Source organism: Sphingomonas humi, assembly GCF_039536725.1.
Lineage (GTDB): Bacteria > Pseudomonadota > Alphaproteobacteria > Sphingomonadales > Sphingomonadaceae > Sphingomicrobium > Sphingomicrobium humi.
The window spans coordinates 1,018,709-1,043,750 of the sequence record NZ_BAAAZD010000002.1 but is presented as its reverse complement, the minus strand read 5'-3'; the positions used below and the strand labels follow the sequence as shown (position 1 = coordinate 1,043,750).

The window sequence follows — 25,042 nt, the reverse complement described above, 5'->3', positions numbered from 1 at the left end:
GGGGCGGGCCGTCAATGGCTAGGCCGACGGGATGTGCGGGATCGCGGGATTGCTTGGGCCCTCGGCGGGGGATGATCGGCTGCTGGAGGCGATGGCCGGCCCGATCTTCCACCGCGGCCCCGACGCTGGCGGCACCTGGACCGACCGCGAGGCAGGGATCGGCTTCGCCCATCGCCGCCTGTCGATCGTCGACCTCAGCCCCCACGGCGCGCAGCCGATGGCCTCGGCCAGCGGCCGCTTCGTCCTCAGCTACAATGGCGAGATCTACAATCACCGCGACCTGCGGGCAGAGCTGGAAGCGGCCGGCGCCGCGCCCCCCGGCGGCTGGCGCGGGCACAGCGATACCGAAACGCTGGCCGAGGGCATCGCGCATTGGGGCCTCGCCGCGACCCTCGAACGGGCGGCGGGCATGTTCGCCCTCGCGCTATGGGACAGGCAGGCCCGCACCCTCAGCCTGGTGCGCGACCGCTTCGGCGAGAAGCCCCTTTATTACGGGTGGATCGGCAAGGACCTTGCCTTCGCCTCCGAACTCAAGTCGCTCCGCGCGCTGCCCGGCTTCGCGGGCGAGATCGACCGCCAGGCCGTCGCCGGGCTGTGCGCCAGATCCTACATCCCCGCGCCGCTTTCCATCTATCGCGGCATCTTCAAGCTGCTGCCCGGGTGCATCCTGGAGCTGACCCCGGCCGCCGCGCCGCGCAGCACCGCCCCCTCGGTCGGCGAAGCAGGGCAGGGGCTGCGGCTCACTTGCTATTACGATTATTCCTCAGTCGTCGCGGCCGGCATCGCCGACCCGATCGCCGATGAGGCCGAGGCCCTCGACGCGGCCGAGGATGCGCTGCGCCAGGCCATTTCCGACCAGGCCGTCGCCGACGTTCCGGTCGGTGCCTTCCTGTCGGGCGGCTTCGACAGTTCGACCGTGGTTGCCCTGTACCAGCAGGTGTCGGGCGCGCCGGTCCGGACCTATTCGATCGGCTTTACCGAAGCCGGCTTCGATGAAGCGCCGCACGCCCGCGCGGTTGCCGCTCACCTCGGCACCGAGCATCACGAACTGTACGTGACGCCAAGCCAGGCGATGGACGTCCTGCCGCTGCTCCCGACCATGTATGACGAGCCGTTTGCCGACAGCTCGCAGATCCCGACCTATCTCGTCAGCCGCTTCGCCCGGCAGGACGTCACCGTGGCGCTGACCGGTGACGGCGGCGACGAATTGTTCGGCGGGTACAATCGCCACGTTATCGGCCCCGCGCTGTGGCGCCGGCTGGCGCCGGTGCCGGCCGGCGTCCGCGCGCTCGGCGGACCACTCGGGCTGTTGCCCCAGCGCTGGTTCGAGCTGCTCGTCCGCAGCGGTCCGCGCGGGACCGGCGCCGCGCGCATCGCCAAGGGCCTGCGGGTCGCGACCAGCGCGCGCTCGCCCGACGACGTCTACCGCGCCTTTATCGACGAATGGGCCTTTGAGCGCAGCCCGGTGCTGGGTGCCGCCCCCGTTCCCGATGTCCCGTTCGATCTCGTGGGTGCGAGCCCGGCCGAGCGGATGATGCTCGGCGATGCGCTCGGCTACCTGCCCGACGACATTCTCTGCAAGGTCGACCGCGCGTCGATGGCCGTCAGCCTCGAAACGCGCGTTCCCTTCCTCGACCACCGGCTGGCCGCGGTCGCCGCCCGCATTCCGATCGGGATGAAGATTGCCGACGGCCGCGGAAAGCTGGTCATCCGCAAACTCCTCGACCGCTACGTCCCGCGGCAACTCACCGACCGGCCCAAGGCAGGCTTCGGCGTCCCCGTCGGCGAATGGCTGCGCGGGCCGCTCAAGGGTTGGGCCGACGATCTCCTCTCCGAAGACCGGCTCCGCCGCGGCGGGCTGTTCGACGTCGAAGCGATCCGCCGCCGCTATGCCCAGCATCAGTCCGGGCACCGCGACAGCACGGTCGCGCTGTGGTCGATCCTGATGTTCGAAAGCTGGCTGGAGGCGCAGGCCCCGTCCAGCCTGTCCCGCGCCGCTTAAACCAGCCGGCCCGCCTGAAGCCGAAGCACACGGTCGCAGCGCGCCAGCATCGCTTCGCTGTGCGCGATGATGAGGATGGTCGTCCCGCGTTGCTGCAGCACGTCGAGCGCGCCGAGGACATGGCCCTCGCTCTGCGCATCAAGCGCGCTGGTCGCCTCGTCGAGCACTAGCAGCGGGGCCGAGGCATAAAGCGCGCGGGCCAGCGCAAGCCGTTGCCGCTGCCCACCCGACAGCAACTGCCCCCGATCCCCGACCCGGGTCGCCAGCCCGTCCGGAAGCGAGGCGACCAGATCGCTCAGGCCCGCAAGCCTGACCGCTTCGGCCACGCGCGCCGCATCGGGATCGTGGGCCATGAAGGCGATATTGGCCTCGAGGCTGGTGTCGGCGACGAAGGGCGCCTGCGGCACGTGCGCGATGTTGCGCTGCCAGCCAGTGACCGCGCCGGGCGAGAGCGGTTTGCCATCGATCAGCAATGTGCCCTCGGTCGGGCGCAGCAGGCCCATGACGAGATCGGCGAGCGTGCTCTTCCCGCTTCCGTTCGCCCCGCTCAACGCCACCCGCTCACCACGGGCGATGACGAGGTCGATCTCGCGCAGTGCCGGTTCGCTGCGTTCGGGATAGGTGAATCCGACGCCGTCCAGCCTGATCTCGGACTCGAAGGGCAGGGGCGGGGGCGGCGGCGATAGGTTGAGGTCGGGCTCACTGAGGAACGCCACCATCCGGTCCTGGATACTGCTCGACCCGCTTAAGGCGATAAGGCTGTGGTTGACCGTCTGGAGCAGCGGCAGCAGGCGCTGGGCGCCAAGGCCAAGTGCGGCGAGTGTCGGAAGCGCTGCAGAGATCCCGCCCTCGCGCCCGGCCAGCCACCACGCGACCAGGGCCAGGGCAACGAGGCCGACGCTCTCGACCAGGATACGCGGGACGCCCTGCGCCACCTGCATCCGGGTCCTCGCATCGGTCAGGCGGCGGTCGATGCGGCGGAAACGCTCTGCCGCGGCGCCCCGTGCGCCGGCCAAGATCAGCTCGCGCATCGCGCCGACATTTTCCTGCACCGCCGCGATCCGGTCTTCATAGCCGTCGCCAAGCGCCGCGCCGCCGCGTCGGATGGTGCCCCGGACAAGCGCGTTGGCGACAAGGAACAGCAGGCCGAGCAGCCCGCCCGCGGCAATGGCGGCAAGCGGGTCGAGCCACAGCAGCCCAGCAAGGATCCCAAGCGCCAGCACCAGCGCGCCGCCTGCCTGCAGCAAGGGCAGCAGGGTCGAATAAAGCCACTGCTCGGCGAACTCCATCGCGGCCAGCGGACCGCTGGTGCGCGCCGCGGCATGCACCGGCCATTCGCGCGCCAGCACCCTCCGCTGGACCGCGACGATCAGCCGGTGCCCGGTGTCGAGCGCGAGGCGCTGGGTCAGGGCAAGTAGTACGAACCGGATCGCGCCCGCCGCCAGCACGGCCGCGACGAACAGCAGGATCGCCCGCCCGTCGGCAGCGCTGCCCGCGCCGCCGAGCCATTGCCGCAACAGCGTCACCAGCGCCGCAAGCACCGCGAATTCGAACAGCGCACCGACGACCGTCAGCGCGGCGAGCGCCATCAGCCGCCGCCGACCCTCGCCGGACAGGGCCTTGAGGAGCAGCGCGAAGGAGCGAAAGGGGCTCACCGCGCGCGGCCGCTCAGCCGCTTGGGCCAGGTCCGCGCGACCCACCACAGCAAGGTCGGGAGCAGCATCGTCCCGATCAGGTCGCGAAGACTCTCGCCATATTGCATTCCCCACGACGGCCAGCGCTCGAACCACAGGTCATAGGCCTCGTTGGCAAGCTCAAGCGCGAGGACCAGCAGCCACGGCCACTTGCTGGCAAGCGAAGTCCGCAGCAGAGTCGCGGCAAGCAGCTGGAGCAACACCCCGGCCATCACGTGCAGCGTGTCCATCGGCCAGCCGGTCGCGTGGCGGACCAGCTCCTTGACCTGATACCAGCTGCTGGAATCGAAGCTCACCGCCCGTCGAAACGGCTGGCGAGGGCGGCCAGCGACTCCTCATGCGTGAGGTCGAGGTGGAGCGGGGTCACCGACACATGCCCGTCGGCGACCGCCTCGAGGTCGGTGGTATGGCCAGGCGTCTCGACCGAGGGGCCGAGCCCGAACCAGTAATAATGGTATCCGCGCGGATCGGTGCGCTGGACGATGCGGGTCCGGCCGTAATCGCGGATACCCTGCCGCACGACCTTGATTCCCTTGACCTCCTCCGGCGGGAGTGCGGGGAAGTTGACGTTCACCAGCGTGCCCGGCGCATGCGGGGTCTGCAGCAATTGCTCCAGCACCCGGGGCGCCCAGTGGGTCGCGGCCGCGAAGGGCACCGTGTCGCCCATGCCTTCGCGGGCATAGACCTGGCTGAGCGCGATCGAGCGCACGCCCGCCAGCGCGCCTTCCATCGCGGCCGAGACGGTGCCGCTGTAGGTCACGTCCTCGCCCAGGTTGGCGCCGCGATTGATCCCCGAGATGATCACGTCGGGCCGCTGGTCGGGCATCAGGTGGAACAGCGCCATCAGCACCGCGTCGGTCGGCGTGCCGGCGACGGCGAAGCGCTTCTCACCCAGCCGCCGCAGCCGCACCGGGCGGGTCAGCGTCAGCGAATGGCCGGTGCCCGATTGTTCTTCGGCCGGCGCCACCACCCACAGATCGTCGGTGAAGGCGCTCGCGACCTCCTCGAGGAGCTTCAGGCCAGCGGCGTTCACGCCATCGTCGTTGGTGAGGAGAATGCGCATCCTCGCGCTATGCGCGAAGCGGCCGCCGCGGCGCAACCACCGCCCCTGCCGCAACGGTTGCGCCATTTTGGCAACATGGTGGGGGAAAGAGGTTTCAGCGCTTGTTCAAGTTATTGCTCTTAAGTAGAGGCGCTGCAGGGCTTAATAATCGGCGTTTACCCAAGCTAAGCTTCGGAAATGCCTAGTGATCGCCCCTTGTGGACCTGCGTGTGCGGCAGGAACAGGTGGCGGGTGTGCTTTGGGTTGGTACCGGCGCGCCGTTGTGGACTGGCCGTCGGACTTCCGACCCGTTTGGGGAGGGGACGATGGCAACCGCGCTTAGCGATGTTTACGACACACCAGAACCGTTTGATCGCATCACGCTGCCCGACGGCTACCGCCCATCCGAGCAGGAAGAGTTCATGGGCCCGATGCAGCGGGCCTATTTCCTCGCCAAGCTGCGTGCATGGAAGGAAGCGATCATCGAGGAAAGCCGGGCGACCATGGCCCAGCTTCAGGTCGATACCCTGCGCGAACCCGATCTTGCCGACCGCGCGTCGAGCGAAACCGACTGGAGCATCGAGCTTCGCACCCGCGACCGTCAGCGCAAGCTGATCGCCAAGATCGACGCTGCCATCCGCCGCCTTTACGCTGGCGAATACGGCTATTGCGAAGTCACCGGTGAACCGATCGGCCTCGGTCGTCTCGAAGCCCGCCCGATCGCGACCATGACGCTGGAAGCGCAGGAACGGCACGAGCGGATCGAGAAGGTCAGCCGCGACGACTGATCCAGGATTTGCTCGCCGGTTGCGGCGGGCAGAGAAGCCAGGGGAGGGGCCTGCTGCGCTGCGGCGGACCCCTCCTAAGCTGCCATCAGCCTAGTGAATGGTCAGCCCGAGCATCTCGTCCTTGAGCCGGAGCTTTTCTTTCTTGAGCTTGTGAAGAAGGATGTCGTCGGGGTTTGGTCGCTGCTCTTCGGCGTCGATCTGCGCCTGAAGAGTGGCATGTTTTGATGCGAGTGCCTCGACGTGTGCCTTTTCCATTCTGTGTCATTCCCTTTCAATGGTGTGACAACCACAAGAGAGAACCATGAAATCGCCCGTTTGTCGCGGGCAATTTGCGCCATTAAGCGCGCTGGCGATGCAATCCGCCGTGACCACCTGCCCGACGCTCGATATTAATGGCTCCCAGCACCAGCGATGAATGACGACCAGCCCACCGAACGCCTTGCCGCCTTGCGCGCCGCCCACCGCCGGCTCGACGAGGAAATCGCCGCGCGGATCGCCGCCGCCGATGACGACATGTTAGCGCTCGCCCGGCTCAAGAAGCAGAAGCTGCGGCTGAAGGACGAGATCCATCTGCTGCTCGACGACTGCACCCCCGACATCATCGCCTGACGAGCGGATTGCCGCCCCACGTCCCTGCATGGGACGGCACCGGAGCCGATGTGGCGCGCCCGACGTTTTCACGCCAAGGTTCATAAGCCTAAGACGAGTAGCGTATGAACGAGATGAACAGTCACGAACCCGAGATCGGCAGCCGCATCGCGCCGCGTCTGATCGAAAGCCTTTATACCGAGGCCATGCTGCTCGCCGATGAGGCGCGCACCTATTTCGACAGCGGCAGCCGGGCCGATCGCGACTCGCTCGACCCCTTCGTGCGCGTCGGTTTCGCCTGCGAGTCGCTCAAGGTGACGACGCGGCTGATGCACATCATCGCCTGGCTGCTGACCCAGCGCGCGGTGGAGACGGGCGAACTCACCAAGACTTCCGGGCAGCGACCCGAACGCCGCCTCGGCCACGCCGGCGAAAGCGATCCGGTGGTCGTCGGGCAATTGCCGGCCTCGGCCCGCTCGCTGATTTCGTCCAGCATCGATCTATACGACCGGGTCCGCCGCCTCGACGAGGAGCAGGTGAGCAGTCAGCCAGTGCCGAGCCCCGCCCGCGCCCTGATGGGGCGGCTCGAACGCGACCTCATCTGGAACGCGCCGCGTTGACCGGCTAGGCCGCTCGTCATGAGTGGTCCCATCCTCCACCCCGGCCCACGGCTGCTGATCGGCCACGGCCGTGCGCCCGAGCTTGCCGAACTGCTTCCGCCCGGCCCGGTCCTGCTGGTCACCGATCAGGCGGTCCGCGCCATGGGCCTGCTCGACGCGCTGACCGCCGAAATCGAACGCGACCACCAGCTCGTCCTGTTCGATTCGGTCGAGGCCGATCCCAGCCGGGCCACGCTGCTTGCTGCGGTCGAAGCCGGGCGCGCGGCCGGCGCGACCTCGGTAGTCGGTTTCGGCGGCGGAAGCCCGATGGATGTCGCGAAGCTCGCCGCCTACCTCCTCGGCTCAGGCGACGATCTCGATACCATCTGGGGCGTCGGCCTCGCCCGCGGCCGGCGCCTGCCGCTCGCGCTGGTCCCAACCACCGCCGGGACCGGTTCCGAAGCGACACCGGTCGCCATCATCACCGTCGAAGGGGCCGAGAAGCGCGGCGTCAACAGTGCGGCGCTGATCCCCGACTGGGCCGTGCTTGATGCCGGCCTGACCCTTGGCAAGCCGCGCGGACTGACCGCCGCGACCGGGATCGACGCCATGGTCCACGCGATCGAGGCCTACACCTCGGCCAGGGCCAAGAACCCGGTGTCGGACATGCAGGCCCGCGAGGCCTTGCGTTTGCTGTCGGCCAATCTCGTCGCCGCCTGCGAGCAGCCTGGCAATATCGCCGCGCGCGAAGCGATGCTGGTCGGCGCGCATCTTGCCGGACTGGCCTTCGCCAACGCGCCGGTCGCGGGCGTCCACGCGCTCGCTTATCCGCTCGGCGGCATCCATCACCTGCCCCACGGCCTCAGCAATGCGCTGATGCTTCGTCCGGTCCTGTCCTTCAACCTCGCCGCGGCGCGTGAGCCCTATGCCGAACTCGCCGCCATCCTCGACCCGACGGTTTCGGCGCTCGGCACCCAGGCCGCGGCCGCCCAGCTTGTCGAGCAGCTGGAAGCGCTGGTCCTCGCCTCGGGCCTCAAACCGCGCCTGCGCGATCATGGCATCGCCGTCGAGGAAGCCCCGATGCTCGCCCGTGAGGCGATGAAGCAGACCCGCCTGCTGGTGAACAATCCGGTCCCGATCGGCGAGGAAGATGCGCGTCGCCTGTACGAGGCCGCCTGGTGAGCCGCCCGCAGCCACCCTTGCGCGCAGCTTTCCGCCGCTGGCACGACCTCACCCTGCGCTGGGCCGACAACGATGCCTATGGGCACGTCAACAACACCGTCTACTACCAGTGGTTCGACAGCGCGGTGAACGACTTCCTCGTCTCCGAAGGCCTGCTCGACATCGTTGCGGGCGATCCCATCTGCCTGGTGGTCGGCACATCCTGCAACTACTTCGCCCCGCTCAGTTTTCCGGGGGACGTGGAGGTCGGCCTGAAGGTCGCCGAACTGGGCCGGTCGAGCGTCCGCTATGACGTCGGCGTCTTCGCCAAGGGCGCGGAGGAAGCGGCGGCGGCGGGCACCTTCATTCATGTCGCGGTCAGCCGGGCCGAGCGCCGCCCGGTGCCGTGGCCCGACACGTGGAAAGCCGTTCTCGCGGGGCTTTCCTGACGTAAAATTCTGGACGATCGACGGCGTGCGGATTAGGGGCGAAAGCCCATCGTCGCGTCTTGGTGATAGTCCCATTCTGGTTGTATTTCAACAGTTTGCACTTCGTTCTTCACGATTGTTGCCATCGCTCTTGGTGCTTGGTCTCCTGCTCGCCTGCCTGTCGGCGGCGGCTGCAGTCACCGAAGTCCCGCGCTCGCGGATTCCGGCCGTGAAGGAGCAATTTGATCCATTTCTCGCGGGTCTCGACAGCGTGGATGAGATCATGCTCGTGCTCGACACCGCTTATCCCCATGCGACCGCCCTCCAGAAGCTGGATGCCGCCGATGCGCTGCTGCGTCGCCGCTTCATCCATTCCTACAGCTATTTTCGATTTGACCAGAATTGGCTGGCGGCGAGCTTGCGACCGATCTGGGCCGATCTCGCTAGCCCGGTGCTGCCCGACGACATCCTTCTCCATCGCCGCGCCGCCTGCAGTCAGCAGGCACTGGTCTTCCTCGAAGTCAGCCGTCGCCTGGGATTTGACTATGCGGCGGTCGGCGCTCCGGGGCATTTCATGTCTGGGGTGAAGATCGACGGTCGCTGGTGGGTCTATGACGCCGACCAGGAAGTGAGCGTGCGACGCTATCCGTTTGCGTGGCTGCAACGCGGCGATCCACGGTTGGACGGCGTCTACGAGCCCACGGGTGCCCGGCTGTTACACGCGGCCGCCCACGCCGGTAAGGTGAAGCTTAGCAGCATCAATCGCTTCGCCGCGCCCCAGGCGCGATTACTGCATCAGGTCACCGCGCTCGTCAGTGATTTCGGTTGGTTTGTCGTTCTCATGGCCTGGGCCTTGTTGTCGCTAACGGTCGTCCAGCGCAGGACCGAACCGAGCGCTGCATTCGTGCCGGCCTAGCCGCAGATCCGCGCCTTGGCCGCGCGATACTCCTCGCTCCAGCGCGCGATCAGCTCGGCGGCGGGCTGGACCTTGTCGATCGCGCCGATGCCCTGGCCCGATCCCCAGATGTCCTTCCAGGCCTTGGCGCCCGCGGCCCCGCCGAAGCTCATCGCTTCGGGGCTGCTTTCGGGCAGATTGTCGGGATCGAGGCCCGCCTGCTCGATCGACGAGCGCAAGTAGTTGCCGTGGACCCCGGTAAACAGGTTCGAATAGACGATGTCCTTGGCCGATCCCGCGACGATGCCCTGCTTGTAGTCCTCGCTGGCCCGCGCCTCGTCCGTGGCGATGAAGGGCGAACCGATGTAGCCGAAATCGGCGCCCATCGCCTGTGCCGCAAGGATCGCGCCGCCGTTGGCGATCGATCCCGAAAGCGCCAGCGGCCCGTCGAACCAGGCGCGAATTTCCTGTACCAGCGCAAAGGGCGACCAGCGCCCGGCATGGCCGCCGGCGCCCGCCGCCACCGCGATCAGGCCGTCGGCGCCTTTTTCGATCGCCTTGCGAGCGTAGCGGTCGTCGATCACGTCGTGGAGCGTCACTCCACCCCAGCTATGGACCGCGTGGTTCAATTCCTCCCGCGCGCCGAGCGAAGTGATGACGATCGGCACCTTCCACTTAGCGCAGGTCACCATATCCTCTTCGAAGCGGGTGTTCGACCGATGGACGATCTGGTTCACCGCAAAGGGGGCGGCCGGCGCGTCGGGATTGGCGCGGTCATGCTCGGCCAGCGCTTCGCTGATCTCGTGCAGCCACTCGTCGAGCTGGCTCTGGGGCCGGGCGTTGAGAGCTGGAAAGCTCCCCACCACGCCCGCCTTGCACTGCGCGATCACCAGCGCCGGGGTGGACACGATGAACAAGGGCGCGCCGATGACCGGCAGGCGAAGCGGTGCGAAGACGGACGGCAAGGACATGGTTCCCCCGGCAGGATTGCTGTTCGCGCATCGCTAGCAGCCGCCATCGGCCACGCAAAGCGCTCCCAAAGGGAAACGGCCGACTAACATTTGCTAAGAATCATGGCTCCTGCCTATCCTCGGCGCGGGGGCGGGACTACGACAGGCAAGGCATGGATCAGTTGACCTCACGGCCGCAGGACGGCTTCTCGTCCGACTTGTGGCAGCAGCTTGCGGATCACGTGTCGCAGCTGGTCTGGATGGCCGATGGCGACGGCCGGCCGTTCTGGTTTAACCGCCGCTGCGCCGACTATACCAACAAGAGCGTCGAAGAGCTCAACAGCGAAGGCTGGTCGAGCGTCATCCACCCCGAAGACATCGACCGGGTCCGTTCCGACTGGTTCGGCGCTGCCGCCTCCGGCACCTCGTACGAAAGCCTACTTCGGCTGCGCGGCCGGGACGGGCACTACCGGCACTTCCTCTCACGCGCTGAGCCCTATCGTGACACGAGCGGGGCGATCAGCAACTGGTTCGGCACCAGCACCGATGTGACCGAACAGATCGAGCGGGCCCGGGCCGAGGACCAGCTCCAATTGTCCGAAGAGCAGTTCCGGACCACTGCCGAGGCGGTACCCGGGCTGCTGTTCGTCACTAATGCGGCCGGCGAGAACATCTACGTCAACCGCTTCTACAAGGACTATACTGGCCGCTCGGACGATGTGCTCGGGACCGGCTGGGCAGGCGTCATCCATCCCGACGACCTCGCCGCCGTCATGGCAGAGACCGAGCGCGCCCGTGCGAAGGGGGAGGAGTTCAAGTTCGACTTCCGCCTGCGCCGCCACGACGGGGCGTTCCGCTGGCATTCGACCAAGGCCAGCCCGACCCGCAACGACAAGGGCGAGATCGTCCGCTGGGTCGGGGTCAGCCTCGACGTCCATGACCAGCGCGAAGCCGAGGAAAAGGCGCGCGCGGCGGCCGAGGAGATCGAAGCCATCTACGCTTCGGCCCCGATCGGCCTGACCCAGCTCGACCGTGACCTGCGCTATGTGCGGATCAACGACCGATTGGCGGAGATCAACGGCATTCCTGCGGCCGCGCACGTCGGCCAGCGCGTCACCGAATTGCTGCCGTCGCTCGCCTCGCAGGTCGAGGAGCCGCTTCAACGGGTCCTCAGTGGTGATGAAGTGTGGGGCCTCGAAATCAGCGGCGACACGCCGGCACAGCCCGGGACCGTCCGCACCTGGCGCGAAAACTGGCTCCCGGTCAGGGGTCGGGACGGCCAGATCACCGGGATCGCCATCTCGGCGGAGGAAGTCACCGCGCAGAAGGCCGCCGAGCTCAAGCTGGCCCATTCCGAAGCCCAGTTCCGGACGCTCGCGGAGGCGCTCCCCGGGATGCTCTTCATCACCACCGAGGAAGGCGGCAACAGCTACGTCAACGAGACGTTCGCGACCTTTTCCGGACTTCCCAAGGAAGAATTGCTCGGTACGGGCTGGACCAAGCTCATCCACCCTGACGACATGGAGCGGACCTGGCAGGCGTGGGCCGATGCCAAGGCCGGCGACCGCCCCTACGAAGTCGAATATCGCATGCGCAATCACGCCGGCGACTATCGCTGGATCGCCGCGCGGGCGATGAAGATTCCCGAACGCGACAGCAATGGGCGCGAAACCTGGGTGGGGACCTGCATCGACATCCATGCCACCAAGGCGGCCCAGCAGGAACTGAGCGAGAGCGAAGCGCGTGTCCGCATCGCGACCGAACATGCCGAGGTCGGCTTCTGGGATGTTGACGAGGTCAACGAGGCGCTGATCTGGCCGCCCGTGGTGCGAAGGATGTTCGGGGTCCTGTCCGACCGGCCGGTCACCATGGAGGATTTCTACAACGGCCTTCACCCCGACGACCGGCCCCGCACCGCCGCCGCTTATGCCGCCGCCGCCGATCCGGAGCAGCGGGCACTTTATGACGTCGAATATCGGACCGTTGGCCTCGACGATGGCGTGGTCCGCTGGGTCGCCGCCAAGGGCCGCGGCCTGTTCGATGCGGACGGGCGATGCCTGCGCGTGCTCGGCACCGCCATCGACATCACCGATCGCAAGACCGCCGAAGAAGCGTTGCGGCGAAGCGAAGAACGCTACCGCGCCCTGTTTGAATCGATGGATCAGGGTTTCTGCATCGTGCGGGTCTCCTTCGACGACAGCGGCCAGGCCACCGACTATCGGTTCACGGACTTGAACCCCGCATTCACCCGGCAGTCGGGCCTGTCACAGGACGTGCTGGGACGCTCGATCCACGAAGCCGTCCCGGGTCTCGAGCAAATATGGTTCGAACGCTACGGCCGGATCGTGAAGACGGGTCAATCGGAACGCTTCATCGAGTTCGCCGGCCCGACCGGTCGCTGGTTCGAAGTCTATGGCTTCCCGATCGGCGATGCTGACGATCAGCAGGTCGCGATCCTGTTCAACGACGTAACCGACCGGGTCCAGCGCGAAACCGACCTGCGGGAAAGCGAACAGGAGCTTCGCCTCCGCCTCAACGCCATCCCCCAGATGGTCTGGTCGACGCTGCCTGACGGCTACCATGATTTCTACAACGACCGCTGGTACGAATTTACCGGCACGCCGCTCGGATCGACCGACGGCGAGGGGTGGAACGGAATGTTCCATCCGGAGGACCAGGCCCGCGCGTGGGAAGGCTGGAATGAAAGCCTGCGCACCGGCATGCCCTACGAGATCGAATATCGCCTGCGACACCACACCGGCACCTATCGCTGGGTGCTCGGCCGCGCGCTCCCCATCCGCAACGCCGCGGGCGAGATCCTGCGCTGGATGGGCACCTGCACCGACATCGACGACCGCATCGCCGCCGACCAGGCGCTCCGCGAAAGCGAGGCTCGCCTCCGCGCCATCCTCGACGCCGTGCCCGTCGGCCTGATCTTTGCGGACATGAATGGACGCCTGACGGGCAGCAACGACCGCATTGTCGACTATCTCGGCCATGACCTGATCCCGAGCGCGACGACAGCCAGCTACAAGGAAGATTACGTCGCCTACCACGGCGACGGACGGCAGGTCGAAAGCCACGAATATCCGCTCGCCCGCGCGCTTGCCGGCGAACAACGACCCGAACTCGAAGCCCGGGTCCGGCGCAGCGACGGATCGCTTCGCTGGCTCCGCTACGTCGCGGCGCCGATCTGCGGGGACGAGGGCAGGATCACCGGCGGCGTAGTCGCCTCGATCGATATCGACCGCGAAAAGCGGCTTACCGAAAGCCTTGAGCGGGAAGTCGAAAAGGTCATTGCCGAGCGTGAGGCCGCGCAGGAAGCGCTGCGCCAGAGCCAGAAGCTTGAAGCCATGGGCCAGCTGACCGGCGGCGTCGCGCACGACTTCAACAATCTGCTCACCCCGATCATCGGCAGCCTCGACCTCCTCCAGCGCAAGCAGATCCTCGACGCGCGCACGGGCCGCCTGGTTGAAGGCGCGCTCGCTTCGGCCGAAAAGGCCCGGGTGCTGGTCCAGCGCCTGCTCGCGTTTGCGCGCCGCCAGCCATTGAAGCCGCAGGCGATCGACCTCAACCGCGTGGTCGCGGAAATGAGCGAACTGATGGATTCGACCTCGGGACCGCGCATCCGCGTGCTGACCGACCTGACCGAAGAACTCCCGCCCGCGCTCGCCGACAGCAACCAGCTCGAAATGGCGCTGCTCAACCTCAGCGTGAATGCGCGCGACGCCATGCCCGAAGGCGGCACCCTGACGATCGCCGCCCGCCTCGAGGAGGAGGGCGCAGGCCATCGCCTTGGCCTCGGCGCGGACCCGCATGTCGTCCTCTCGGTCAGCGATACCGGTCTCGGCATGGACGAGGAAACCCGACGCCGCGCGATCGAACCGTTCTTCTCGACCAAGGGCCTCGGCAAGGGCACCGGCCTTGGCCTGTCGATGGTGCACGGCCTTGCCGCTCAGCTCGGCGGCGCGCTCGACATCCGCTCCGCGCTCGGGCTCGGAACCACGATCGAACTGTGGCTCCCGCTGGCCAACCGCGCGGTCAGCGAAGGGGAGGGACCGGCCCAGGAAGCCGAGGCCCAGGGTTCGGGCACCGTCCTGCTGGTCGATGACGAAGAATTGGTCCGGGCGTCGACCGCCGGCATGCTCGCCGACCTCGGCTACCGCGTGATCGAGGCCGATAGCGGCGAAGCGGCGCTAGCGCTGATCGCCGACGGGTTGCGCCCCGACCTTCTCGTCACCGATCAGCTGATGCCGGGCGTCAGCGGCACCGACCTTGCCGTGCGCCTGCGCGAACGGTCGGCCAGCATGCCGGTCCTGATCGTCTCGGGCTATGCCGACCTCGACAGCCTGTCGCCCGCTTTCCCGCACCTCAGCAAGCCGTTCCGCCAGGCCGAACTGGCCGCGGCGCTGGAGAAGGTGACGGCGTAGGCCTCCTCCTCTATGAGCCGCTGCCCATGAGCAGCAACAAGATGTGGGGCGGCCGTTTTGCCGCCGGGCCGTCCGAGATCATGCAGACGATCAACGCCTCGCTTCCGGTCGATCGCCGGATGTGGCGCGAGGATCTCGCCGGCTCGCGGGCCCACGCCGCCATGCTGCGCGACGCCGGGATCATCGGCGGCGAGGATGCCACCGCCATTCTCGCCGGCCTCGACACCATCGAAGCCGAATTCGAGGCCGACGGCCCGCCGACCGACCTTGCGCTCGAGGACATCCACATGGCGGTCGAAAGCCGCCTTGCCGAACTGATCGGCCCAGCCGCCGGCCGCCTCCATACCGCCCGCTCGCGCAACGATCAGGTCGCGACCGACTTCCGCCTGTGGACCCGCCGCGCGTGCCGGGAAGCGGCCGGGGCGATCGTCTCGCTCCAGTCGGTGCTGGTCGCGCGCGCCGAGGAACATGCCGAAACGATCATGCCCGGCTTCACGCACCTCCAGGTCGCGCAGCCAGTGACGCTCGGCCACCATCTCCTCGCTTACGTCGAGATGCTGCAGCGCGACGTGTCGCGCCTGTTTGCTGCCGACGAGCGGGCAGGGGAGAGCCCGCTCGGGTCCGCCGCGCTTGCCGGCACCGGCTTTCCGATCGACCGCGAAGCGACCGCCCATGCGCTCGGCTTCGAACGGCCGACCGCCAACAGCCTCGACAGCGTCTCCGACCGCGACTTCGCGCTCGATTACCTCGCCGCCGCCGCCCAGTGCAGCCTGCACCTTTCGCGCCTCGCCGAGGAATTGATCAACTGGGCCAGCCCGCCGTTCGGCTTCGTCCAGCTTTCGGATCAATGGTCGACCGGAAGCTCTATCATGCCGCAGAAGCGCAACCCCGACGCGGCCGAGCTGGTGCGCGGCCATTCGGGGCGGATCGTCGGCCTGTTCACCGGCCTGATGATTACCATGAAGGGTCTGCCGCTCGCCTATTCAAAGGATATGCAGGACGACAAGGCGCCGACGTTCGAAGCGCACGACCTCCTGATGCTCAGCCTCGCCGCGCTCGCCGGTTCGGTCGAAAGCGCCACCTTCAAGCCTGCCCGCATGCGCGACGTCGCCGCGCAGGGCTTCGCCACCGCCACCGACCTTGCCGACTGGCTGGTCCGCGAAGCCGGCGTCCCTTTCCGCGAGGCGCATCACATCACCGGCCGCGTGGTCAAGGCCGCCGAGGACCAGGGCTGCGACCTTGCCGACCTGTCGCTCGATACGCTGCAGGCAATCGACGCCCGCATCGATAACCGCGTCTACGACGTCCTCAGCGTCGAAGCTTCGGTCAACAGCCGTATCAGCTACGGCGGCACCGCGCCGGTCCGCGTGCGCGAACAGGTGGCGCGGTGGAAGGAGCAGCTCGCCTAAGTCAGCGAGCCACCTTCTTGGCCCGCTGCGCCGCGATCCGCAGCCGCAGCGCGTTCAATTTGATGAAGCCCGCCGCGTCGCGCTGGTCGTAGGAGCCTGAGCCCTCCTCGAAGGTCACCAGGTCCTCGTCGTAGAGCGAATATTCGCTCTCCCGGCCGATCACCGTGGCATTGCCCTTGTAGAGCTTCATCCGGACACGGCCGCTGACCATCTCCTGGCTCTTGTCGATCAGCGCCTGCAGCATCTCGCGCTCGGGCGCGAACCAGAAGCCGTTGTAGATCAGGCTCGCATAGCGCGGCATGATCGAATCCTTGAGGTGCATCGCCCCGCCGTCGAGCGTGATGCTCTCGATCCCGCGGTGCGCCGCCAGCAGGATGGTGCCGCCCGGCGTCTCATAGACCCCGCGGCTCTTCATCCCCACGAAGCGGTTCTCGACCAAGTCGAGGCGGCCGATGCCATTGTCGCGGCCAAGCTCGTTTAGCTTCGTCAGCAAGGCGGCGGGGGACAGCGCCACGCCATCGATCGCGACCGGGTCGCCGCGCTCGAAGTCGATGGTGATCTCGGTCGGCTTGTCCGGCGCGTCCTCGGGCGAGATGGTGCGCTGGTGGACATATTCCGGCGCCTCCTGGCTCGGATCCTCCAGAACCTTGCCCTCGCTCGACGAGTGCAGGAGGTTGGCGTCGATCGAGAAGGGACTCTCGCCGCGCTTGTCCTTGGCGATCGGGATCTGGTTCTTCTCGGCGAAATCGATCAGCTGCTCGCGGCTGGCGAACTGCCATTCGCGCCACGGGGCGATCACCCGGATGTCGGGCTCGAGCGCATAATAGCCAAGCTCGAAGCGGACCTGGTCATTGCCCTTGCCGGTCGCGCCGTGACACACCGCATCGGCGCCGACCTGGCGCGCAATCTCGATCTGGCGCTTGGCGATCAGCGGACGCGCGATCGACGTGCCGAGAAGATACTGCCCCTCGTATACCGTGTTGGCGCGGAACATCGGGAACACGAAATCACGGACGAACTCTTCCTGCACGTCCTCGATGAAGATGTTCTCGGGCTTGATCCCCAGCATCTGCGCCTTCGCCCGCGCCGGCTCGACTTCCTCGCCCTGGCCGAGGTCGGCGGTGAAGGTCACCACCTCCGCATCATACTCGGTCTGCAGCCACTTCAGGATGATCGAGGTGTCGAGCCCGCCCGAATAAGCGAGCACGACCTTGAGCTTAGCCATGATTGTTCAGTCCTGCTGTAAGAGCCACATCAGCGCGCCGCGCGCACTGTGCATCCGGTTTTCGGCCTGCCGCCAGACCGCCGATCGCGGTCCGTCGATGACGCCCGCGGTCACTTCCTCGCCGCGCCGTGCGGGCAGGCAATGGAGGAACCAGGCGTCGGGCGCCTTTGCCATCAGCGCTTCGTTGACCTGATAGGCGCCAAGGTCGGCCATCCGCCGCTCGGTTTCGGCATCCTGGCCCATCGAAACGAACACGTCGCTGTAGACGATGTCGGCGCCCGCCACCGCGGCAAGGTCGGTGGTCTGCCTGACACCCGCCGGCGCGTCCGACAGCTGGTAGCCCTCGGGTGCGACAATCGTCAGCTCGGCGCCCAGCGCCGCGCAACCCTGCGCGAGGCTGCGAGCGACATTGTTGTCCCCGTCACCGACATAGGCGACCTTCACGCCCTCGATCCGCCCACACAGCTGCCTGATGGTGAGGAGGTCGGCGAGGCCCTGCAGCGGATGGTCGGTCCCCGACAGCATGTTCACCACCGGAACCGGGCTCGCCGAGGCCAGCTGCTCCAGCAGCCCATGATCGAACACTCGCGCGCAGATCACGCCATGATAGCAGGCGAGCGTGCGGGCGATGTCCTCGACGCTTTCGCGCGTCCCGATGCCAAGCTCGCCCGGCGTCAAATAGACCGGGTGCCCGCCAAGCTGGTGGACCGCGAGCTCCATCGAATTGCGGGTTCGCGCGCTCGGCTTCTCGAAGTAGAGCGCCGCGCCCTTGCCCGCCAGCAGCGGGGCAGGGGTCGCCTCGGCCAGCGCCAGCATGGCTTCGATGTCGCCGCGGGCCAGCCCGGCAAGGGTCAGAAGATGGGTCACCAGTTTGCCTCCGCCCGGATCATGGTGCCGATGCCGTGCCTCGTCAGCAGTTCGATCAGCAAGGCATGCGGCACGCGGCCGTCGATGATGTGCGCATAAGGAACGCCGCCCTCGACCGCTTCGAGGCAGGCGGTCAGCTTGGGGATCATGCCCCCGCCGACGCTGTCATGGGCGATCCGCTCGCGAAGCTCGGAAACGGTCAGGCGCGGGACCAGGCTGGTCTCGTCCTTGGGGTCTTCCAGCAACCCGGGAGCGGCGGTCAGATAGACGATCTTCTCCGCGCCCATGGCGATGGCGATCGCCTTGGCCGCCTCGTCGGCATTGACGTTGTGCGGCTGCCCCGCAGCGTCCGATCCGATGGTCGAAACCACCGGCACCAGTCCGCTGTCGAGAAGGCGCAGCAAATGATCGGCATTGACCTGCGACACGTCGCCGACGAAACCGAGCGAGGGGTCACGCGTCACGACCTTGAGCAGGCCCGCATCCTCGCCCGACACGCCCAGCGCCACCGGCTCTACGCCCGCTTCGCCGTTGATGGTGGCGACGAGGTCGCGGTTGATCTTGCCGACCAGCACCATCCGGACGATTTCCAGCGTCTCGGCATCGGTCACCCGAAGGCCGTCGCGGAATTCCGGCTGCTTGCCGACCCGGCGCAGCATCGCATCGACTTGCGGACCGCCGCCATGCACCAGCACGCAGCGCACCCCGACCGAGCGGAGCAGAAGCACGTCCTGCGCCAGCGCGCGATCGCTTTCGGGGTCGATCGCCGCCCCGCCCAGCTTCACCACCACCGACTTGCCGGCGAACTGCTGGATGTAGGGCAGGGCCTCGACCAGGATTTCCGCGGTGCCGGTCGGCGACACCATGCTGGTCGCCAGCCCGGCTCCAGCGCTGCTCGCCGTCGCCGGCACGTCGAGGGACAGGATCTCGCTCATGAAGTTACGCTATTCTCTTTGATGTAGCCCGGGCCGAGGTCGACCCCGATTACCCGGGCCTCGCCGTCGCCCGATCCGAGGTTGACCTCGATCCGGAATTCCTGCCCCAGCATATGCTCGGTCAGTGCCTGCGCGTCATGCGCGAAGTTGGTCCCGCCCTGCGCGACCCTGATCCCGCCGTAGCTGACGAAGCTCTTCTCGACATCCAGCGCCACGCCGGCCGATCCCGCCGCCGCCAGCAGCCGGCCCCAATAGGGATCGGCGCCATACCAGCTGCATTTGACGAGATTGTTCTCGGCGATGTTCTTGGCCGCGATCCGTGCTTCGGCATCGTTCGCGGCGCCCGTCACATGCAGGTGCGCAAGCCGGGTCATGCCTTCGGCGTCGTGCGCCATCTTGAGCGTCAGCTGGCGGCACGCTTCCTCGACCGCGCGGCCAAAGCCGTCGATGTCGGACGGCGCCCCCTTGCGGCCGCTGGCGAACAGCATAGCGGTGTCGTTGGTCGAAGTCGCGCCATCGACATTCAACGTGTTGAAGGTCGCGTCGCTGGCAACCTTCAGCATCGCCTGCAGCGTCGACAGCGGGACGTCGGCATCGGTGGTCAGGAACGCCAGCATGGTCGCCATGTTGGGGGCGATCATGCCGCAGCCCTTGGCCATGCCGCCGATCGTCCAGCCAGCGCCGCGGACCACGACTTCCTTGGCGACGTGATCGGTGGTGAGGATGCCTTCGGCCGCCTTGGCCCCGCCCTCGACCGACAGATTTGCGCTCAGCGTCGGGATCGCCGGCAGGATGACGTCCATCGGCAGCGGCGTGCCGATGATCCCGGTCGAACAGACCAGCACGTCGGTCGCCCCGACGCCCAGCGCCTGCGCGGTCGCGGCGCCCATCGCCCGCGCGTCGGCGAGGCCCGCCGCTCCGGTTCCGGCATTGGCGTTGCCCGAATTGATCACGACCGCCGCCGCTCGCCCGCCGCTTGCTTCCAGCAGCGCACGGTCGAGCTGCACCGGCGGCGCGCTGAACTTGTTCTGGGTGAAGACAGCCGCGCAGGTCACCGGCTGCCGGTCCTCGGTCGCCAGCAGCGCCATGTCGGGACGCGACTTCTTGATCCCGGCATGAAGGCCGGCCGCGACAAAGCCCTCGGGCGCAGTGACACTCATGGAAACACCCCTTCGGCCGACAGGCCAGCAGCCTCGTCGAGGCCGAACATCAGATTGGCGCACTGGACCATCTGCCCGGCCGCGCCCTTGCCGAGATTGTCGATCGCGCCAAGCGCCAGCACCCGGCCCGTACGCGCATCGTAACGCGCCGTCACCACCGCGCCGTTGCTGCCCGACACCCACTTGGTCGCGGGCGGATCGTCGCTGACCCGGACGAACGGCTCCCCGGCATAGGCCGCGCGCAGCGCGTCCAGCGGCTCGTTCGCCGCCATGGCGCGAGTCGCGGTACCATAGCAGGTCGCCAGGATGCCGCGGGTCATCGGCGCCAGGTGCGGGGTGAACAGCACGGTCGCGCCAAGCGCCTGCTCCATCTCCGCGGTATGCCGGTGGTTGAGCAGGCCGTACGCCGCAAAGCTGCCGTCCACGGTGTTGAACGCCGTTCCCTCCTTGACCGCGCGCCCGGCCCCGCTGACACCGCTCGCAGCGTCCACGATCAGGCTCGCGGGATCGATCAGCCCGGCATCGACCAGCGGCTTGCAGGCAAGGATCGCGGCGGTCGGATAGCAGCCCGCCGCGGCTACCGCCTGCGCGCCCTTGATCGCATCGCGGTGAAGCTCGGGAATGCCATAGACGAAGCGATCGAGCAGGTGCGGGGCCTGGTGCGCCTCGCCATACCATTTTGCATAATCTTGCGGGTCATGCAGCCGGAAGTCGGCGCCGAGATCGACCAGCTTCGCCCCCGACGCGAGGATCGCCTCCGCCCATTTCTGGCTTTCGCCATGCGGCAGCGCGGCGAACACCAGGTCGATCCCGTCGAGTGCCTCGGCAGTGAACCGCTCGACCTCGAGCGCTGCCAACGAACCACCGATATGCGGATGCACCTGCCCCAGCTTCTGCCCGGCCTTACTGTCGCCGAACAGGCGCGTCGCGGCGATCGCCGGGTGGCGCGACAGGAGGCGGAGCAATTCGCCGCCGACATAGCCGGAGGCGCCAAGGATGGCTGATCGAATCATGGGATAGCGGCTATGGTCCTGTTTGCATTGATATGCAAGTTCATGCATAAAGCTGCATATGACCGATAGCCGCAATCGGCGTCTCGCCGCGCTGACCGACCTGCTTCGACGACGCAGCCTGACCCGTCAGGACGAACTCGTCGCTGCCTTGCGCGAGGCCGGGCATGAGGTGACGCAGGCGACCGTCAGCCGCGACCTCGACCAGCTTGGCGCGGTCAAGATGCGCCGCGCGGGCGAGACCCGCTACGCCTTGCCCGACCAGCTTGCCGCCGCCACCCCCGACCAGAACCGCCTTCGCACCCTGTTTGCCGAGTGGGTCCGCGCCGCCGAGCCCGCCGCCAGCCTCGTCGTCCTCAAGACCCCGCCAGGCTCCGCGCACCTGGTCGGGGTCGCGCTCGATTCGGCGCCGCCTGCCGCCGTGGTCGGCACCATCAGCGGCGACGACACGCTGTTCATCGCCTGCCGCACCCCGGCCGAGGCCCAGGCGCTGGCGCGTGAATGGCAAGGCTGGCTCGCGGCCTGACCGAACCGGCTGCCGTCCGCGAATAGGCTGGACCAGTCATTCTCCGTAAGGGCCTGAAAACCACCGTTTCGGCGGTATCACCTATCCTGCACCCGCCGAGACTCATGTTGCAGGCGCAACAAAATCGTGGCTAACCCTCGTAAATGGCTCCCGCCGATCTTGCTGCTCGGATCATCGAGCTGGAAGCGCAGCTTGCCGAGCTGGAACGCGAGCTGTCCGTGCGCGGGGAGGGAGCGATCCTGCAGACGCTGATGGCCGATATCTCCAAGCGCCAGGCAGTCGAGGAAGAATTGCGCGCCGCCAATGAATGGCTGCACCTCGCGCAGGAGGCCGGAAGCGTCGCCGCCTACAGTTTCGATCTCAGGACCCACAAGCTCCTGTGGTCGCGCTCGACCAAGAGCCTGTATGGCTTTCCGGCCGACGCGGAACCGACCCTCGAAGGCTGGCTCGCCGCCATCCATCCCGATGACCGCGAGGGCGTGCAGGCGGTCGCCGAGGCAGCGATCGCGCACGGCCGGGACGTCGACCAGCGTTTCCGCATCGTGCGCGGCGGCGACACCTATTGGATCCAGGACCGCGCCCGAGTTCAGCTCGGCCGCGACGGCGGGCCAGCCAAGCTGCTCGGGATCAACGTCGACGTGACCGAGCTGGTCAATCTTCAGCGGCAATCGGCGGAAAACGAGCAGCGCTTGCGCCTCGCCATGCAGGCCGAACAGATCGCCTGCTGGGACTGGGACCTCACCACCGGAGCGGTCACCTGGGACGAAACGCTGCCGCGCTTCGCCGGCCTCAAGGAAGAGTTCGGGGGAAGCTTCGAATCCTTCTGGGAACTCGTGCACGAAGATGACCGTGCCCTGGTCCGCGCCGCGCTCGATGCTGCGCTGGCCGGCGACGGTGACTATGAAGTGTCGTTCCGGATGGTTCGCAGCGACGGAGGGATCCGCCGCACCCAGACCCGCGCCGTCATCATCCGCGATGACGATGGTCGTCCGCTCCGGATGGTCGGGGTCGACCACGACATTACCGATCGCTTCTCCGCTGAACAGCAGCTGCAGATCTTCAACAGCGAGCTTCACCATCGCCTCAAGAACAATCTGGCGACGGTGCAGGCGTTGGTCCGCACCACGCTCAGCAGTTCGCCCGATCTAGCGACGTTTGAAAAGACCTTCAGCCAGCGGCTTGATGCGCTCGCGACGACCTATGAATTGCTCCGCCGCGGCGGCGCGAGCGCTCGGCTGGCCGACCTCATCAATGCTGAAATCGCGCCCTATGCTTCCATTGAATCGAGGTTGAGCGTCAGCGGCCCGGACGTCCTCCTTTCCTCGGAACGTGCCATTGCCCTCGGTATGATCATGCACGAATTGACTACCAACAGCTGCAAATATGGCAGCCTGTCAGTGCCCGAGGGTGCGCTCGAAGTGCGCTGGTCGCTCGATCAGCTGGAGCGGGGCAGTCAGCTGTCCATCGACTGGATCGAGAGCGGTTGTCCGCCGGTGCAGACCCCTTCGCATCAGGGGTTCGGATCGAAGTTGCTCCAGCGGCTTGTCACCCGCCAATTGAACGGCAGCGTCTCCCGCGAGTGGAAGGCGAGTGGGCTCACCCTCCGGATCGTCTGCCCGCTCGGCTGAGGAACGATCACGAAGCGCAAAGCCTCGTCGCGCGCCGGCCGCCTACGCTTCCAGCCACTCGGCCGTAAGCTGACCGCGATGCCCGTCCGGGGCCAGCGCCGCGCGCAACGCTTCAAGCATCGGCGGCAGCGCCTGCATGAAGGCATAAGGCGGATTGACCACGAACAGGCCAGCACCGTTGTAGACCCCCGGCTGCTCGGCATCGAACAGCCAGTGCTCGATCGTCAGAAACTTCGGAATGCCGAGCCGGCGTAGCTGCTGCTTCCACCGCTCATGCGTGTCGCGATCCTTCAGCGGATACCAGATCACGCTCACGCCATGCGCCCACTTGCGGTGCGCCGCGGCAAGGGTCGCGGTGATGCGCGCGCGTTCGTCGGTCTGTTCATAAGGCGGATCGACCACCACCACCCCGCGCGGGGTCTTCGTCGGGACCATCGCCAGCCACAGTTCGTAAGCGTCGCGCTGGTGCACCGCCGCCATGGTCCCGCGCATCGCCTGGCGCAGGGCGACCACGTCCTCAGGGTGCTTCTCGTTCAGGACCAACCCGTCCTGCGGGCGCAGCAATTGCGCCAGCACGGTCGGCGACCCGGGGTAAAGGCGCGTCTCGCCCGCGTCGTTCACCGTCCGCACGGCCGCGCGATAGTCGTCGAGGAGCGGGTTGGTGTCGCCAAGCGCCCGAACGACGCCCTGCAGCGCCTCGCCCGTGCGCTGCGCCGTCTCGCCCTCAAGGTCGTAGAGCCCGCAACCGGCATGGGTATCGATCAGCGTCAGCGCGCCCGGCTTCTGCTGCAGCGCCCGGACCAGCGTGATCAGCAGGCTGTGTTTGACCACATCGGCGCTGTTTCCGGCGTGAAAGGAATGGCGATAGTTCATGGCGATGTGCCTCTAGGGCGGACGGCCGCGCTCACCTAGACCGCGATTTCCTCAAACTGACCCGGCGCGATGCCGCCGACGGTCCACTCGCCGACCGACCAGCGGACCAGCCTCAGCGTCGGCAGCCCGACCGCCGCGGTCATCCGCCGCACCTGCCGGTTGCGCCCTTCGCGGATGGTGATCTTCAGCCAGCTGTCGGGGATCGACTTGCGCGCGCGGATTGGCGGGTCGCGCGGCCACAGCGGCGGCGCGTCGACGGACTCGACAGTTGCGGGCAGGGTCATCCCGTCCTTCAGCGCCACGCCCGTCCGCAAGCGCTCCAGCGCTTCCTCCTGCGGGTCGCCCTCGACCTGGACCAGATAGGACTTCGGCATCTTGTACCGCGGTTCGGCGATCCGCGCCTGCAACCGCCCATCGTCGGTCAGCAGCAGCAACCCCTCGCTGTCGCGGTCGAGCCGCCCGGCCGGATAGACGCCCTTGATGGTGATGAAATCCGACAGCGTCGCGCGAACCGTCGGCGACCCGCGGTCGGTGAATTGCGACAATACCCCGAAAGGCTTGTTGAACAGCAGCAGCCGGCCCATCGCCCCCGCATATCGCCCGATCGCGCCAATGTCTCGGCGCCATCGCGCGGTAGGCCGTCTGGTTCGTGCTGATCGTTCTGGAAAATGGTGGACGCACTAGGGCTCGAACCTAGGACCCGCTGATTAAGAGCCGCCGATCCGAGCAAGTCAGCTGATTTCAGCCGAGTTCAATCAGCGCTCCCACGGAAGAAAATCCGCGACTTTTCCTTGATCTAGCTGATCTCGGTCATATCATTCCGTTTCACGCG

Annotated in this window: 23 protein-coding genes and 1 tRNA gene; 11 read left to right on the top strand and 13 right to left on the bottom strand. The window is 67.2% G+C overall.

The window, feature by feature from the left end; genetic code table 11:
* Nucleotides 1-31 precede the first annotated feature (31 nt).
* Nucleotides 32-2,002, top strand: a complete 1,971-nt coding sequence (gene asnB / locus ABD729_RS13045) for an asparagine synthase (glutamine-hydrolyzing) (RefSeq protein WP_344710951.1) — start codon at nt 32-34, stop codon at nt 2,000-2,002.
* Here the strand turns inward: asnB and ABD729_RS13040 are convergent.
* Genes ABD729_RS13040 through surE form a run of 3 tightly spaced genes read right to left on the bottom strand, consistent with a single transcriptional unit; the run spans nt 1,999 to nt 4,759 of the window.
* Nucleotides 1,999-3,657 (bottom strand): ATP-binding cassette domain-containing protein, encoded by a 1,659-nt coding sequence (locus tag ABD729_RS13040; RefSeq protein ID WP_344710948.1) that lies wholly within the window; start codon nt 3,655-3,657, stop codon nt 1,999-2,001. The two genes, asnB and ABD729_RS13040, sit on opposite strands and share 4 nt — an antisense overlap.
* Nucleotides 3,654-3,992 (bottom strand): hypothetical protein, encoded by a 339-nt coding sequence (locus ABD729_RS13035; protein WP_344710946.1) that lies wholly within the window; start codon nt 3,990-3,992, stop codon nt 3,654-3,656. The genes ABD729_RS13040 and ABD729_RS13035 overlap by 4 nt, the downstream gene beginning before the upstream one ends.
* Nucleotides 3,989-4,759, bottom strand: a complete 771-nt coding sequence (surE, locus tag ABD729_RS13030; RefSeq protein ID WP_344710945.1) for a 5'/3'-nucleotidase SurE — start codon at nt 4,757-4,759, stop codon at nt 3,989-3,991. Before surE ends, ABD729_RS13035 begins: the two co-directional genes overlap by 4 nt.
* A 305-nt stretch (nt 4,760-5,064) precedes the next feature.
* On the opposite strand from surE, the gene dksA reads away from it, so the two are divergent.
* Nucleotides 5,065-5,526: an RNA polymerase-binding protein DksA gene (gene dksA / locus ABD729_RS13025; protein ID WP_344710944.1), complete on the top strand. Its 462-nt coding sequence runs from the start codon at nt 5,065-5,067 to the stop codon at nt 5,524-5,526.
* Between the two features lie 90 nt (nt 5,527-5,616).
* Here dksA and ABD729_RS13020 read toward each other — a convergent pair whose 3' ends face one another.
* Nucleotides 5,617-5,781 (bottom strand): DUF465 domain-containing protein, encoded by a 165-nt coding sequence (locus ABD729_RS13020; RefSeq protein WP_344710943.1) that lies wholly within the window; start codon nt 5,779-5,781, stop codon nt 5,617-5,619.
* A 156-nt stretch (nt 5,782-5,937) separates the two neighbouring features.
* On the opposite strand from ABD729_RS13020, the gene ABD729_RS13015 reads away from it, so the two are divergent.
* The 5 genes from ABD729_RS13015 to ABD729_RS12995 all read left to right on the top strand — a co-directional run bounded on the left by ABD729_RS13015 (nt 5,938) and on the right by ABD729_RS12995 (nt 9,218).
* On the top strand, nt 5,938-6,135 hold the full coding sequence (locus ABD729_RS13015) for a YdcH family protein (protein WP_344710942.1): 198 nt from the start codon (nt 5,938-5,940) through the stop codon (nt 6,133-6,135).
* Nucleotides 6,136-6,239: 104 nt separating this feature from the next.
* On the top strand, nt 6,240-6,734 hold the full coding sequence (locus tag ABD729_RS13010) for a DUF1465 family protein (protein WP_344710940.1): 495 nt from the start codon (nt 6,240-6,242) through the stop codon (nt 6,732-6,734).
* Between the two features lie 18 nt (nt 6,735-6,752).
* On the top strand, nt 6,753-7,895 hold the full coding sequence (locus ABD729_RS13005) for an iron-containing alcohol dehydrogenase (RefSeq protein WP_344710938.1): 1,143 nt from the start codon (nt 6,753-6,755) through the stop codon (nt 7,893-7,895).
* The gene (locus ABD729_RS13000; RefSeq protein WP_344710935.1) at nt 7,892-8,323 is read left to right on the top strand and encodes an acyl-CoA thioesterase; all 432 of its coding nucleotides are present in this window, start codon (nt 7,892-7,894) and stop codon (nt 8,321-8,323) included. The genes ABD729_RS13005 and ABD729_RS13000 overlap by 4 nt, the downstream gene beginning before the upstream one ends.
* Before the next feature lie 133 nt (nt 8,324-8,456).
* Nucleotides 8,457-9,218: a hypothetical protein gene (locus ABD729_RS12995; protein WP_344710933.1), complete on the top strand. Its 762-nt coding sequence runs from the start codon at nt 8,457-8,459 to the stop codon at nt 9,216-9,218.
* On the opposite strand, the gene ABD729_RS12990 is transcribed toward ABD729_RS12995, so the two are convergent.
* Entirely contained in the window at nt 9,215-10,168 is a 954-nt protein-coding gene (locus ABD729_RS12990; RefSeq protein ID WP_344710931.1) for an NAD(P)H-dependent flavin oxidoreductase, read from the bottom strand. The two genes, ABD729_RS12995 and ABD729_RS12990, sit on opposite strands and share 4 nt — an antisense overlap.
* Nucleotides 10,169-10,320: 152 nt before the next feature.
* Between ABD729_RS12990 and ABD729_RS12985 the strand changes: the two genes are divergently transcribed.
* Together ABD729_RS12985 and argH are read left to right on the top strand one after the other, a co-directional pair.
* Nucleotides 10,321-14,577 carry a PAS domain S-box protein gene (locus tag ABD729_RS12985; protein ID WP_344710929.1) on the top strand — a complete coding sequence of 1,419 codons (4,257 nt, stop codon included), beginning with the start codon at nt 10,321-10,323 and terminating at the stop codon, nt 14,575-14,577.
* A 41-nt stretch (nt 14,578-14,618) separates the two neighbouring features.
* Entirely contained in the window at nt 14,619-15,986 is a 1,368-nt protein-coding gene (gene argH / locus ABD729_RS12980) for an argininosuccinate lyase (protein WP_344711456.1), read from the top strand.
* A 1-nt stretch (nt 15,987) separates the two neighbouring features.
* Here the strand turns inward: argH and ABD729_RS12975 are convergent, their stop codons facing one another.
* Genes ABD729_RS12975 through argC form a run of 5 tightly spaced genes read right to left on the bottom strand, consistent with a single transcriptional unit; the run spans nt 15,988 to nt 21,186 of the window.
* Nucleotides 15,988-17,211, bottom strand: a complete 1,224-nt coding sequence (locus tag ABD729_RS12975; RefSeq protein WP_425564899.1) for an argininosuccinate synthase — start codon at nt 17,209-17,211, stop codon at nt 15,988-15,990.
* Nucleotides 17,212-17,217: 6 nt separating this feature from the next.
* Entirely contained in the window at nt 17,218-18,078 is an 861-nt protein-coding gene (locus tag ABD729_RS12970; protein ID WP_344710927.1) for an ornithine carbamoyltransferase, read from the bottom strand.
* Entirely contained in the window at nt 18,075-19,013 is a 939-nt protein-coding gene (gene argB / locus ABD729_RS12965; RefSeq protein ID WP_344710925.1) for an acetylglutamate kinase, read from the bottom strand. The genes ABD729_RS12970 and argB overlap by 4 nt, the downstream gene beginning before the upstream one ends.
* Nucleotides 19,010-20,173, bottom strand: a complete 1,164-nt coding sequence (gene argJ, locus ABD729_RS12960; RefSeq protein WP_344710923.1) for a bifunctional glutamate N-acetyltransferase/amino-acid acetyltransferase ArgJ — start codon at nt 20,171-20,173, stop codon at nt 19,010-19,012. The genes argB and argJ overlap by 4 nt, the downstream gene beginning before the upstream one ends.
* On the bottom strand, nt 20,170-21,186 hold the full coding sequence (gene argC / locus ABD729_RS12955) for an N-acetyl-gamma-glutamyl-phosphate reductase (RefSeq protein ID WP_344710921.1): 1,017 nt from the start codon (nt 21,184-21,186) through the stop codon (nt 20,170-20,172). Before argC ends, argJ begins: the two co-directional genes overlap by 4 nt.
* Nucleotides 21,187-21,244: 58 nt before the next feature.
* On the opposite strand from argC, the gene ABD729_RS12950 reads away from it, so the two are divergent.
* Nucleotides 21,245-21,709, top strand: a complete 465-nt coding sequence (locus ABD729_RS12950) for an arginine repressor (protein ID WP_344710918.1) — start codon at nt 21,245-21,247, stop codon at nt 21,707-21,709.
* Between the two features lie 143 nt (nt 21,710-21,852).
* Entirely contained in the window at nt 21,853-23,337 is a 1,485-nt protein-coding gene (locus tag ABD729_RS12945; RefSeq protein ID WP_344710916.1) for a sensor histidine kinase, read from the top strand.
* 42 nt (nt 23,338-23,379) lie between these two features.
* Here the strand turns inward: ABD729_RS12945 and ABD729_RS12940 are convergent, their stop codons facing one another.
* From ABD729_RS12940 to ABD729_RS12930, 3 genes are all read right to left on the bottom strand, one after another.
* Nucleotides 23,380-24,210 (bottom strand): 23S rRNA (adenine(2030)-N(6))-methyltransferase RlmJ, encoded by an 831-nt coding sequence (locus ABD729_RS12940; RefSeq protein WP_344710914.1) that lies wholly within the window; start codon nt 24,208-24,210, stop codon nt 23,380-23,382.
* A gap of 35 nt (nt 24,211-24,245) precedes the next feature.
* Nucleotides 24,246-24,794 carry a pseudouridine synthase gene (locus ABD729_RS12935; RefSeq protein WP_344710912.1) on the bottom strand — a complete coding sequence of 183 codons (549 nt, stop codon included), beginning with the start codon at nt 24,792-24,794 and terminating at the stop codon, nt 24,246-24,248.
* Between the two features lie 85 nt (nt 24,795-24,879).
* Nucleotides 24,880-24,975, bottom strand: a tRNA-OTHER gene (locus tag ABD729_RS12930).
* Nucleotides 24,976-25,042: the final 67 nt, after the last annotated feature.